We start from the raw sequence: 13,017 nt of genomic DNA on the forward strand, positions 1-13,017 counted from the left end.
ATCTGCAAGGATAACACGATGATTGCCCAGTATGTCCCCGTCGCGATGGCCGCGATCCTGATTGCCGCAATGGTTCTAGAGGTGCGCACGGGGCGCCTGCCAAATTGGCTCACCCTCACCCCATTCGCCTTGTTTGCAGTGGTCTTGTTCAGCGCGGGCGATATCTGGGCGTTGATGCCGCAGGTCTATCTTGGCGTTGGTGTCTTTGTGGCTGGTTTGCTGCTGTTTGCGATTGCGGGCATTGGGGCAGGAGCCGTCAAACTGATGAGCGGCGTGGCCCTATTTGTCCCTGTGAGCGAGGCGTTTTACACGCTGATGGTCTTTATGACAGCCTTTTTCGTCAGCGCCTTTGTGATCGTGCAACTGCGCAAATATGCCGGATCAGAGCAAAGCAAATGGTACGTGATGGCCCACGCCGTTCTACCAATGAGCATCCCCATTGGCATTGCCGGGTTGGTGTCACTGTTCTCGCTTTAGGCTTGCTTGGAGCGGGTAACGGGAATCGAACCCGTAACTGAAGCTTGGGAAGCTTTCGTGATACCTTTTCACCATACCCGCGCGCTGGTTGTGGATACGCCGCGTCCGGTGGATCGTCAACGGGCCAATTGTCCCTTGCGGCCTAGAGGACCGTGCGTACCCGCCAGAGTTCGGGGAAGAGTTCAACGGCCAGCATCCGCCGCAGATAATCCACGCCGCCGGTCCCGCCGGTGCCCCGTTTAAAGCCGATCACCCGCTCTACTGTGGTGACATGGTTAAAACGCCAGCGGCGAAAGTAATCCTCGATATCAACCAGCGTTTCGGCCAGTTCGTAGAATGACCAATATTGATGCGGGTCGCGGTAGATCTGTTCCCACACGTGCATCAGGCCTTCGTCATAGCTGTGTGGGCGGGCGATATCACGCGTCAAAACGGATTGCGGCACGTCCAGACCGCCACGGGCCAGCGCCTGCACTGCCACATCATAAAGCGAGGGTTTTGCCAGCTCGGCTGTCAGCTTTTCGGTGATATCGGGGCGGTGCGCATGGGGTTGCAACAGCGCCTGATTGCGATTGCCAAGGCAGAATTCGATCAGGCGATACTGCCAGGACTGGAACCCCGATGACTGCCCCAGATCATCGCGAAAAGCGGTGTAATCGCTGGGCGTCATTGTGCGCAGCACGTCCCAGGCGTTGTTCAACTGTTCGAATATCCGCGCAACCCGTGCCAGCATTTTGAACGCTGGTTGCAGCGCATCACGTGCGATAAGATCGCGGGAGGCGTTGATCTCTTTCAGCGCCAGCGTCATCCATAGCTCTGACGTTTGGTGCTGGATGATGAACAGCAGCTCATCATGGGTGTCGGTCAGTGGTTTCTGCGCGCCAAGCACCAGATCAAGTTGCAGGTAGTCGGTGTAGGACATGCGCCCGTCAAAGCGCATCTGCGCGCCTTCGCTGGCCGGATCATATGCGTCATCATCAGAGGTCATGACGGTGTACCTGGCCGCGCGCGCCGCCGTCTGCGTCCGCCATCGCCGCCGCTACCCTGATTGTGGTTCACCTGCGGGATTGTCACGATGCTTTGCAAAATGGGGAAGGGCTCTACTGCGTTAGGGATGTTGGAGGCATTCACGAAATGCTCTTGAAAGCGCGGTTCAATCGCGGTTTCGATCTTGTGGATGTTATGCACCGTTTCTTCGATTTCCTTGCGCGCCTCGGTGTTTAGCAGCGCAATCCGTGCCCCGGTGCCGGCGGCGTTGCCCGCGCTGGTTACCTTGTCCAGCGGTGCATCAGGGATCATGCCCAGCACCATGGCGTGTTTGGGGCTGATATGCGCGCCAAAGGCCCCCGCCAGCACCACCCGGTCAACCTTATCAACGCCGAATTTGTCCATCAGCAGGCGCGCGCCAGAGTAGAGCGCGGCCTTGGCCATCTGAATTTGCCGGATATCGGTGTTGGTGACGGTAATCTTTGGTCCGCCGTTTTCAGAGCCATCATAAAGCAGGTAGGAATTCGTGCGCCCATCCTGAAAGCAGTTGGGTGAACCGGTTTGTTCGGCTGATCCAATCAACCCCGGCCCATCCACGATGCCTGCCATGCGCATCTCGGCGATCACCTCGATAATCCCCGATCCGCAGATGCCAGTGATCCCGGTTTGCGCGATAGCGGCGTCAAAGCCGTCTTCATCAGACCATATCTCGGACCCGATGACCTGAAAGCGGGGCAGTTTGGTCACTGGATCAATTGCGACATGCTCAATCGCGCCGGGTGCGGCGCGCTGGCCGCTGGTGATCTGCGCGCCTTCGAAGGCGGGACCAGTAGGCGAGGAACAGGCGAGCACCTTTTCTTTGTTTCCCAGTAGGATTTCGGCGTTGGTGCCGACGTCCACAACCAGCACAAGGTCTTCGGATTTATCGGGTGCCTCTGATAGCGCAACCGCAGCCGCATCCGCCCCCACGTGGCCCGCGATGCAAGGCAGCAGGTAGACACGGCTGGCAGGATGCAGGTTGAGGTCCAATTCCGACGCGCGCAACGAGATCGCCTCGGATGTTGCCAGCGCAAAGGGGGCTTGTCCCAATTCATAGGCATCAATGCCTAGGAACAGGTGGTGCATCACCGGGTTGCACACGAACACCGCATCGACAATCAGATCGCGATCAATCTCGGCTTCTGCGGCGATTTGCACGAACAGCGCGTTCATGCCTTCGCGCACGGCTGTTGTCATCTCATCCGATCCGGTGGGGTTCATCATGCCATAGCTGACCCGGCTCATCAGGTCTTCGCCAAAGCGGATTTGCGGGTTCATGATGCCGGAAGAGGCGACAACCTCGCCTGATTGCAGATCACACAGATGGGCCGCGATAGTGGTAGAGCCCAGATCGACGGCCAGCCCATAAAGCGTGCCTTCATAGAACCCCGGCCAGATATGAATGATGCGCGGGCTAAAGACAGCGTCGCCCAGATGCACGGCCACGGTGACCCTCCATTCGCCTTTGCGCAGCGCCGATTGCAGGGTTTTCAGCACGCCTAGATCGGCCTCAAGATCGGGCAGCTGCCAGTCGCGTTGCAACGCCATGATCAACCGTTCCAGATCACCCGAAGGATCGTGCATGTCCGGTTCGGCGACTTCAACGTAGTAAAGCTTGGTTGACGGGTTCATCGTGATGTCGCGCGCTTCGGCCCGTTTGCGCACGACCTGTTTATGAACCTGACTTTCGGCGGGCACGTCGATCACGACATCGGTTTGGATTGTGGCTTGGCAGCCAAGGCGGCGGCCCTTCTTTAGTCCGCGCTTGTCGTCATAGCGTTGCTCAACACTGTTCCATGCGGATAGCGCTGTGTCGGCAACGGTGACCCCGTGTTTGGAAAACTCACCATAAGACGGTGTAATCTGGCATTTCGAACAGATACCCCGCCCGCCGCAGACGCTATCAAGGTCAACGCCCAACTGCCGGGCCGCTGTCAGGACAGGTGTGCCGACAGGAAAGTTTCCCCGCTTGCCGGAGGGGGTGAAAATCACGAGGGGATCATTGGACATTTTGCGCGCCTGTTTTGTCTTGGCCTGACTGTATCTTTTGCCCTGCCAATGGAAAGGCCCGTATCCGTCATATTAAATATGAGCAGCGGCATGTTATTGCAGGATATCAGCCCCCAGCAGCCAGACACCAAGCGGCACCGGCAGGGTCGCCAGAATGACGGTGATGATCGTAAGACGCGTCTGAAACAATCGGCTGAGCCCACCTGCCATCATAATCCCACCGCCACCGCCAAGGGCAATGTTCCCCGGCAGGTTCACGGCCAGCCCAAGCGTCACATAGCGGTAGTTGCAAAATATCGGAGCAAGCCAGCGGGGCAGGCGGTCCTGCATCGCATCCAGCCGGTCCTTGCGCGGGGTCAGCTTGATTCGTTCTAGCAGTCCGGCGATCCGGTAAAGGTAGACGTCATTGGCAAAGCGGATCAGGCGCGGCAAAGGGGCGTATTGTCCGATGAAAAACGCCAACAGCAACCCCGCCACAGTTGCCAGATAAACCATAGGTGCCGCAGGCGCACCTTCGAGCAGCAGGATTGCAATCCCGATCTCCACCCCTGGTATGAAGGGAATGGCAAGCAGGATGGCATAGCCGATCATCACCGTGATCAGCAGACCTGTCATGGCCCGGGCCGCGGCATCGCTTTCGAACAGGGCGATCTTGGCCATGAGAGCATCGATCCCGAGTTTCATCACAAATACGAAAGCAAAGACGACCAGCAGCTTAAGCGCGATGCGCCAAAACCGATGCGATGTTGGCTGATCGTTGCTGCTTTCATTCATCATGCAGATCACCATGGGCGCAGAACCATGCCGTCACAAGTACGGATTTACCCCACTTAGCTCTTTCGGTCTTCATACATCCGTGCGATAGGGACGTGCCAACGATACCACCCAAGGAGAGCGGTTGATGGAGATTCGTGAGGCACTTACCTTTGATGATGTTTTGCTGGTGCCGGGGGCATCTTCTGTGTTGCCGTCAACGGCAGATACCAGCACGCGGGTCACCAAATCTATCGCAATGAACATCCCGCTGTTGTCCAGTGCCATGGACACAGTCACTGAAGGCCGCATGGCCATTACCATGGCGCAGGCCGGTGGCATTGGGGTGGTTCACAAGAACCTCAACGTTGAAGAGCAGGCCAAGGAAATTCGCCGGGTAAAGCGCTTTGTCTCTGGCACGGTCTATAACCCCGTCACCCTGCACGCCGATCAGACATTGGCAGATGCCAAGGCCCTGATGGAACGCTACCGCATTACGGGTTTCCCGGTTGTTGGCCCTGATGGCCATGTTGTGGGCATCGTGACCAATCGCGATATGCGCTTTGCGCAGGACGATAACACCCCTGTCAGCGTCATGATGACCACCGACAATCTGGCCATTCTGCAAGAACCCGCCGACCTTGATGAGGCCCGCTCATTGATGCAATCCCGCCGGATTGAAAAGCTGTTGATCACCGATGGTGAAGGCAAGCTATCGGGTCTGCTGACGCTTAAGGACAGCGAACAGGCTGTGCTGAACCCGATGGCCTGCAAGGATGCATTGGGTCGTTTGCGTGTCGCCGCCGCCTCTGGCGTAGGTGATGCTGGGTTTGAGCGCAGTCAGGCCTTGGTTGATGCGGGCGTTGATATGATTGTCATTGATACTGCCCACGGCCATTCCGAAGGCGTGGCCCAAGCCGTTGAACGTGCCAAAAAACTATCAAACGAAGTGCAAATCGTGGCTGGCAATATCGCCACGAGCGAAGCTGCGAAAGCTTTGATTGGCGCAGGTGCGGACGCTGTGAAAGTGGGCATCGGTCCCGGTTCGATCTGTACCACGCGCATGGTTGCAGGCGTCGGTGTGCCGCAACTAACCGCGATCATGGATTGCGCGGCCGGTGCCGGTGACGTGCCGGTGATTGCAGACGGCGGTATCAAATTCTCGGGCGATTTCGCCAAGGCAATTGCGGCAGGAGCATCCTGCGCCATGGTCGGCTCGATGATTGCCGGCACAGATGAAAGCCCCGGTGAAGTGATCCTTTATCAGGGCCGGTCGTTCAAATCCTATCGCGGCATGGGCAGTCTTGGTGCAATGGCGCGCGGATCAGCGGATCGCTATTTCCAGAAAGATGCCGCCAGTGACAAGCTGGTGCCTGAAGGGATCGAAGGCCAAGTGCCGTATAAGGGCTCTGCCAGTGCGGTGGTTCACCAATTGGTGGGCGGGCTGCGCGCAGCGATGGGTTATACCGGCTGTGCGACCGTTGATGAGATGCGCCAGAACTGCAACTTTGTTAAGATCACAGGTGCGGGCCTGAAAGAAAGCCATGTGCATGATGTGCAGATCACCCGCGAAAGCCCCAACTACCGCGTTGGTTAAACCATGACCCCCGGTGCCCGTGTGGCCGCTGCAATTGCGGTGCTTGACCAGATTGCCGATGGCCAACCGGCCGAGCAGGCGTTGACCGCATGGGCGCGGGCCAGCCGCTTTGCCGGATCCAAAGATCGCGCGGCGGTGCGTGATCATGTCTTTGATGTGCTGCGCGCAAGGCGGTCTTTGGGTGATGGCGCAGGGCGCAGCCTGATGCAGCGCTTGGCGCAGCGCGAGGGCTGGGATCTGGATGCGTTGTTTTCGGGCGAGGGCCATGCGCCCACGCCTTTGACCGAAGCAGAACGCGCGACCCTTGCTGCGCCACAAACCTTGGCTGATGCGGCGCGGTGTGATGTCCCCGATTGGCTGTGGCCGCAGTGGCAGGACAGTCTTGGAGATCACGCTGAAACCGCGGCATTGGCGCAGCAGGCACGTGCAGAGGTGTTCTTGCGGGTCAACTGCCGCAAAGGCACGACGGACGCTGCCCAGAGGGCTTTGTCCGAGGATGATGTTGCCACAGCCCTGCATGATACAGTTGCCGGCTGTCTGCGTGTCCTGACCAATCCGCGCCGGGTTAAGACGGCGCGCGCTTATCTGGATGGAATGGTTGAATTGCAGGACGCCGCATCACTGCATGCTGTCCAACAGGTTCCCGTGCCCGCAGCAGCGCAGTTGCTGGACTATTGCGCCGGCGGCGGAGGTAAGGCGCTGGCCTTTGCTGATCAGAGCGACGCACAGGTCTTTGCCCATGATATCGCGCCACGGCGGATGCGGGATTTGCCTGCGCGGGCAGGGCGGGCAGAGGTGTTGATCACCGAGCTGCCAACCGCGGCGCTGGCGGAGCATGCGCCGTTTGACATCGTATTTTGTGATGCGCCGTGCAGTGGCAGCGGGACATGGCGGCGAACCCCTGATGCCAAATGGCGGCTAACACAGGACCGTCTTGAGGCGCTGCAAACGATGCAAGACGCCGTGCTTGCCGATGCGGCCCCGTTGGTGGGGCCTGACGGGCGGTTGGCCTATGCCACATGCTCGGTTCTGAAGGCCGAGAATGATGATCGGATCGCTGCTTTCGTGCAGGCCAACCCCGAGTGGACCTGCGAAAGCCGGATGCAACTGTTGCCGGGTCAGTTGGGTGATGGTTTCTATCTGGCGATACTGTCGCGCCAAAACAACCTATGATTGTTTGCCCAATGCTGCTAAGACGCCCTTAACATTTGCGTAATACCTCGCCTTTAGTTTGTGGCGGGGTGTAGTAAAAGGTGCGGCTTTGCCTTCTGATCGTTCGTTAGAGATAGATAAACCATCGTTTCATATCGGGTTTTCGCCTGTATTGCAGATCCTGAGTGCGGGGCTGGTTTGCGTTGCTCTTTCCTTCGTCACAGATTTGCGTACCCTACAACTCGGGCTTGTGGTCTTTGGTGCAACGCTGTGCTGCGTGTCTGGCTGGATCGGGATTGCCACCCTGTGGCGCAGGGTGCTGGGCCGCTGGCAACGGGCCAATGCGCGGCGCATGATCGCGCATGATCTTGGTGCCGGTTTTGTCACGTTAGGTGCGCGCCACGTTGATTATGCCAATGCCGCCGCCAAGGAACGTTTTGAAACCGCCGAGGGCGTGTGCCTTCCGGATGTGTTCCGGCATATGTGGGCAAAACCGCACGGGCTTTTGGATCAGTTGGTCTTGCGGGCGGCTCAATCGGGTGCGAGCGCCGAAGATATCGTGACCCGTGCAGGGCATTTCCGACTGCGTGTGTTGTGGATGGGACCAGAGTGTCAGGTCTGGTGGCTGGATGATCTGACCGGGGGCATTCAATCCGCCGCTCGGGGTGCCGATGCGGTGCCGCTGCCGATGATCTCGGTCGACTTGGATGGCACGATCCTGCAAACCAACAAGAGCATGCGCGGTCTGTTGGGCGAGCAGCGCCAACATATCACGGATGTCTTTTTCGACCTGCCGATCAGATCGGGGCAATGCAACATGTTGCATGGGGCGGACGGGCCATTGCACCGTCTTGTGGTGCAGACACCGGGTAAGGACGATACGACCGACATCTACCTTCTGCCAGAGGAAAAAGCGCCGCTAGCGCCGCCACAATTGGAAGGCGGGTGGGATGCGATCGACGATCTTCCTGTTCCACTGCTGAAGGTTGCCAATGACGGGCAATTACTGGCCGCCAATAGCGAAGCGCGCGCCTTGCTGCACATTCCAACCCCCCAAGGGCGCCGGTTGTCAGATGTGCTTGACGGTCCGGGGCGTCTGATCACCGATTGGCTGGAAGAAGCGCTGAACGGGCGGAGCGCGCATGTGTCGCAATTCCTGCGGGTGCGGGGCGCGAGCGAGGACACGTTTATTCAGGTCACGCTGTCCATCGCAGGCGAACAGGATGATCCGCATTTGATTGCGGTGCTGAACGATGTGACCGAGCTTAAGACGCTCGAATCGCAATTTGTGCAAAGCCAGAAAATGCAGGCAATCGGCCAATTGGCGGGTGGCGTTGCCCATGATTTCAACAACCTGCTGACCGCAATATCAGGCCATTGTGATCTTTTGCTTCTGCGTCACGATGAAGGCGATCAAAACTACGGTGATTTGATCCAAATTCATCAGAACGCCAATCGGGCCGCCAGTCTGGTAGGCCAGCTTTTGGCGTTCTCGCGCAAGCAGAACCTACTACCCGAAGAGATCGACCTGCGCGATACGATGTCTGACCTGACCCATCTGCTGAACCGGCTTGTGGGCGAAAAGGTGACGCTAACGCTGGATCACGACTGTGATCTGCTGCGCATCAAAGCTGACAAGCGGCAACTAGAACAGGTGATGATGAACCTCGTGGTTAACGCGCGCGATGCGATGCAGGGCACCGGCGAGATCAAGATTGTCACGAAGAACCTGTCACTGTCCACTGAGATGACACGCGACAGGGTCACTGTGCCCAAAGGCAGCTATGTGATGGTCAAGGTCAAGGATGACGGCCATGGTATCGCCTCGGAAACCCTGGACAAGATTTTTGAACCGTTCTGGACGACCAAACGCCAAGGCGAAGGCACTGGTCTGGGGCTTTCAACCGCCTACGGCATCGTGAAACAGACCGGCGGATATATCTTTGTGGAAAGCGAGATCGGACGCGGAACTACCTTTACGCTGCTCTTCCCTAGCTTGCGGGCCAGTGCTGCGGCGCCGATGAAGTTGGCAAATCCCGAAACGGTGCCAGTAGCAAGCCGTGCAGAAGGCGTTGTTTTACTGGTCGAGGACGAAGCGCCAGTTCGTGCCTTTGCCTCGCGCGCGTTGCGCCTGCGCGGCTATACTGTGCTTGAGGCGGACTGCGCAGAGGCCGCGCTTGATTTGCTGAGCGACCCTGATCTGGTGGTGGATCTATTTGTGACCGATGTGATCATGCCCGGCATGGATGGCCCGACATGGGTGCGCAAGGCGCGCGTCGACCGCCCGACCACAAAGGTGGTCTTTGTGTCTGGCTATCCTGAAGATGCATTTGATGATGGCGAGGCGATGATCGAGAACACGGTCTTTTTGCCCAAGCCATTCTCGCTGACCGACTTGACACAAACGGTGCAAGGCCAATTGGCCAAGGACCCGGAACCGGCGTAGCGCGCGCCTTAGTTGCTTTGACCAAGCGCCACCAGATGGGCGGCTGACCCGGTCAGGGCGGCATAATCATCTTCGATCACATGCACGGCGAAATTGCTCATGAAGCCTGCAAAACGGCCCTTGTCGCGGAAGGCATCACCAAAGCCCAAGCGGGTCAGGTGCGGTGCAAATGCACGCGAGACGCCGCCAACAAGGTAAACCCCGCCAAATGGCAGTTGGATCAACGACAGGTTGCCGCAAACCGTGCCCAGAATGCGGGTAAACAGCGCGGCCGCGTCTTCGGCGCGCGGGTCGCTGCCATCGTCGCAGGCCGCCATGATATCCTTGGCTGCACATTCACGCGGGTCGTTGGCCTCTTGCCCCAGAAACGCATAGGCGCGTTCCAGGCCACGACCAGACAGGACGTCTTCGACTGCAGGAAACCCATGCGCGGTTGAGACGAATTGGCACAAGCGCAATTCCATTTCGTTGCGGATCGGCAGATTGGCGTGGCCGCTTTCGGATGGGGTGACGATGCGACCCTGATCAAGATCAAAAACAGGGGCGGCGTTAAAACCGGTGCCCACACCAACCACAAGTTTTGCCGCATTCGCGGTGCCTTCCGGCCCCGGCAGGATGGTGCGGATATTAGCCGCATCAAGGTGGCCAAGGGCGTGCCCCTGCGCTTGCAGGTCATTCAAGATGGCGACGGTTTCGGCCTTCGTGGCGCGCGCCAGCGTGTCTTTGTCGATGGTCCAATCAAGGTTGGTCATCGTCGCGCGCCCGTCACGCACCGGGCCAGCGACAGCAACACAGGCCGCAATCGGATCCACACCACCTTCATCTTCGATGTAACGGCGCAGCACTGATTCCAGACCTGGAAAATCGGTATTGCGATAGCGCCGGATGGTTCCGCCGACAATTTTGCGCCCGTCGGCCAAGGCGACACGGGTATTGGTGCCGCCGATATCGGCAACCAGTGAATAGAAGTTGTCGGGGTGTCCCATAGGTATGTCCTAACGCGCGATGGCGGTTTTGAGCGCGTGATAAGACGCTTTGGGTGTGCGCTTCAATGTTTCAAAATCCACGTGGATCATGCCAAACCTTTTTTCATAGCCATAGGCCCATTCATAATTGTCGAGCAGGGACCAGTAAAAGAAGCCCTGCACATTGGCCCCATCCGCAATCGCACGTTTGGCGGCGAGCATGTGATCAGAGACGAATTTCATGCGCACCGGGTCATAAACCGCGCCGTTTTCGACGGTGTCATCCCACGCCATACCGTTTTCGGTAACATAGATTGGCAGATCGCCCACATGGTCGCGCGACAGCCGGGTAAGAAAGCCATAAAGGCCGTCTGGGTAAATCTCCCAGCCCATTTGCGTCTTGTCGCCGGGGCCGTCTTCGGACGTGATATGTGGCCAGACCGCGTTTGCGTCATGGGTCACGTTGTGCCGCGTATAGTAGTTGACGCCCAGAAAATCGATAGGCTGGCTGATCTCGGCCATGTCGTTTTGCCAGCCATCAGGCATATGGGGCCCAAGCCCTGCGAGGGCCTCTTTTGGGTAGGTGCCTTTGGTTACTGCCTCCACAAACCACCGGTTCATGATGGCGTCCCATGTGGTCGCAGCCTGTGCTGCGGCAGCACTGTCATCCTGCGCTTCGGTATGGTCGAAGTTGATCACGATCCCGCAGTTTTTCATACCCTTGGCGCGCAGCCGCGACATCGCCACGCCATGTGCAAGATTGATGTGGTGCATGGCACGTGCCGCGGCGCGGATGTCCCTTAGTCCCGGCGCGTGAAGCCCCAGAAAATGCGACAGAAAAGAGATGCACCACGGTTCGTTGATCGTGGCAATCGCGTCGACGCGATCCCCGATCCGGTCGGTGATCACATCGGCGAAATCAGCAAAATAGGCGCAGGTATCGCGGTTCATCCACCCGCCTTTGTCGGCGAGTGCGGCGGGCAATTCCCAGTGATAAAGCGTCTGAAACGGCTTGAGCCCACGTTCCAGCATCGCGTCAATCAAACGGTCGTAATAGTCCAACCCTTCTGGATTGACCGTCTGCCCATCCGGCATCACCCGCGCCCATGACGTCGAAAACCGATAGGCGTCCATGCCTGCATCTTTCAGCAGATCAAGGTCTTCGCCAAAGCGGTGATAATGGTCACAGGCGACAGCCCCGTCTTCAGCGCGCACGACATTGCCGGGACCGGCTGCGAAGGTGTCCCAATGGGTCGGACCTGCGCCGCCAAACTGATGCCCTTCGATCTGATATGCGGCCGTTGCCGCCCCAAAGAGAAAGCCCTGAGGGAAGTCAGCGCGTTTGAAATCCATGTCAGTCCTTTCGGGGGGCCGGGCCGGTGGAGGCCCCGACAATCAATTCAGCTTCAAGCAATTCAGAGCATGGTGCGGCTTCTGGATTGGCGATGGCCTGTAGCAGCATCTCGGCCAGTTTGCGGCCTGCATCGCGCACCGATGATCGTGTGGCGGTAAAGATGGGCACCTCTTCTCCGTTCTTGAGGTATGACAGCACGTCATCATGGGTAATGACCGACACGTCCTTGCCCATCACCAGTCCTTTTTCCTCGATCGCCCGCCGCACCCCAAGTGCGCTGATCAGCGATGAACACAGGATTGCGGTAGGCGCCCCTGGTCGCGCCAGCATTTCGCGCGTGGCCCCATAGCCTGACAGCTCGGTCATTTCGCCAGAACGCATGAGGCTGGTGTCGACGGATAGGCCCTGTGCCGTGAGTGCCGACATATAGCCGTCGCGACGACGGTGGGCGAAATCCATATCCTCAAGCCCATTGAGCAGGGCAATGCGGCGGTGCCCAAGGTCATAAAGGTACTTGGTTGCGCGCTCAAAGGCGCTGCGGTTGTTCACGTCCAGCCATGCGTATGGCACGGTGCAGCCCGACGCGCGCCCATGGACGGCAAAGGGCAGACCCAGCTTGGCGAGCAGGGGAATGCGTGTGTCATTCATACGCGGCCCATGGACGATCACCCCGTCAACGGCACGGCGCGATTTGAGACCTTGGTAGACACTGGTTTCGTTCTTGTCGTCCACGATCGAGAGGATCATTTCATAACCATGCCGGGCGTAGGTTTCGCCGGCGCCTGCGATGAAATCACCAAAGATCGGGTTCACCATCTCGTGTTTGCTGGACATCGGGATGACGTGGCCAATGGCCAATGCCTGGCCGGTGGCCAGCCCTTTGGCGCGTGTGCTGGGGCGATAATTGAAGGCGCGCGCGGCCTCTTCCACGCGTGCACGTGTCGCCGGGCTCACTTCTGGATAGCCGTTCAGCGCGCGGCTGACAGTTGTCTGACTCAATCCGAGGTTTTGCGAGAGTTCTTTGAGGTTCATGGTCCGAAAGCTGTATCCAAAGCGCTATCAAATGTCACGGGGCAACGCCCTAATCCGCATCGCTGATCTGGCCGTAATCGTTTCAGTAACATGAATTGAAGAGAATCCAAGCAATTTTTCATTTCCGGAATGGCCAGTTGACAGCGGCGTCAACTTGCCTGAGGGTAGCTTCATCCAAAGCGCTTTGGGAACTGATTCCGTTGCG

At 58.3% G+C, this 13,017-nt stretch carries 10 protein-coding genes and 1 tRNA gene; 4 read left to right on the plus strand and 7 right to left on the minus strand.

From position 1 onward, the window contains the following. The first annotated feature begins 18 nt into the window (after window positions 1–18). Window positions 19–477, plus strand: a complete 459-nt coding sequence (locus DHN10_RS09235; protein ID WP_234417088.1) for a prepilin peptidase — start codon at window positions 19–21, stop codon at window positions 475–477. Window positions 478–484: 7 nt separating this feature from the next. On the opposite strand, the gene DHN10_RS09240 is transcribed toward DHN10_RS09235, so the two are convergent. From DHN10_RS09240 to DHN10_RS09255, 4 genes are all read right to left on the minus strand, one after another. Continuing rightward, window positions 485–558: transfer RNA gene (locus tag DHN10_RS09240), tRNA-Gly, on the minus strand. A gap of 61 nt (window positions 559–619) precedes the next feature. Next, window positions 620–1,465 (minus strand): tryptophan 2,3-dioxygenase, encoded by an 846-nt coding sequence (kynA, locus tag DHN10_RS09245; RefSeq protein WP_108815012.1) that lies wholly within the window; start codon window positions 1,463–1,465, stop codon window positions 620–622. Beyond that, a complete protein-coding gene (locus tag DHN10_RS09250) occupies window positions 1,462–3,513 on the minus strand; it encodes an ASKHA domain-containing protein (RefSeq protein ID WP_108815013.1) in 2,052 nt (683 codons plus the stop codon). Before DHN10_RS09250 ends, kynA begins: the two co-directional genes overlap by 4 nt. 93 nt (window positions 3,514–3,606) lie before the next feature. Then, the gene (locus DHN10_RS09255) at window positions 3,607–4,290 is read right to left on the minus strand and encodes a hypothetical protein (protein WP_159086963.1); all 684 of its coding nucleotides are present in this window, start codon (window positions 4,288–4,290) and stop codon (window positions 3,607–3,609) included. Window positions 4,291–4,414: 124 nt separating this feature from the next. Here DHN10_RS09255 and guaB point away from each other — a divergent pair, with 124 nt between their 5' ends. The 3 genes from guaB to DHN10_RS09270 all read left to right on the plus strand — a co-directional run bounded on the left by guaB (window position 4,415) and on the right by DHN10_RS09270 (window position 9,461). After that, window positions 4,415–5,863, plus strand: coding sequence for an IMP dehydrogenase (guaB, locus tag DHN10_RS09260; RefSeq protein ID WP_108815015.1), 1,449 nt, complete (start codon window positions 4,415–4,417; stop codon window positions 5,861–5,863). Between the two features lie 3 nt (window positions 5,864–5,866). Further along, complete coding sequence (locus DHN10_RS09265) at window positions 5,867–7,036, plus strand: RsmB/NOP family class I SAM-dependent RNA methyltransferase (RefSeq protein ID WP_108815016.1); 1,170 nt, start codon at window positions 5,867–5,869, stop codon at window positions 7,034–7,036. Between the two features lie 88 nt (window positions 7,037–7,124). After that, complete coding sequence (locus DHN10_RS09270; RefSeq protein WP_234417089.1) at window positions 7,125–9,461, plus strand: ATP-binding protein; 2,337 nt, start codon at window positions 7,125–7,127, stop codon at window positions 9,459–9,461. 8 nt (window positions 9,462–9,469) lie between these two features. Here the strand turns inward: DHN10_RS09270 and DHN10_RS09275 are convergent, their stop codons facing one another. From DHN10_RS09275 to DHN10_RS09285, 3 genes are read right to left on the minus strand one after another with little or no spacing between them, the layout of a single operon-like run. Next, the gene (locus tag DHN10_RS09275; RefSeq protein WP_108815017.1) at window positions 9,470–10,447 is read right to left on the minus strand and encodes a glucokinase; all 978 of its coding nucleotides are present in this window, start codon (window positions 10,445–10,447) and stop codon (window positions 9,470–9,472) included. A 9-nt stretch (window positions 10,448–10,456) separates the two neighbouring features. Then, window positions 10,457–11,779 (minus strand): GH1 family beta-glucosidase, encoded by a 1,323-nt coding sequence (locus DHN10_RS09280; RefSeq protein ID WP_108815018.1) that lies wholly within the window; start codon window positions 11,777–11,779, stop codon window positions 10,457–10,459. 1 nt (window position 11,780) lies between these two features. Continuing rightward, window positions 11,781–12,812 carry a substrate-binding domain-containing protein gene (locus DHN10_RS09285; RefSeq protein ID WP_108815019.1) on the minus strand — a complete coding sequence of 344 codons (1,032 nt, stop codon included), beginning with the start codon at window positions 12,810–12,812 and terminating at the stop codon, window positions 11,781–11,783. Window positions 12,813–13,017: the final 205 nt, after the last annotated feature.

This window comes from Loktanella sp. Alg231-35 (genome assembly GCF_900143545.1).
Lineage (GTDB): Bacteria > Pseudomonadota > Alphaproteobacteria > Rhodobacterales > Rhodobacteraceae > Yoonia.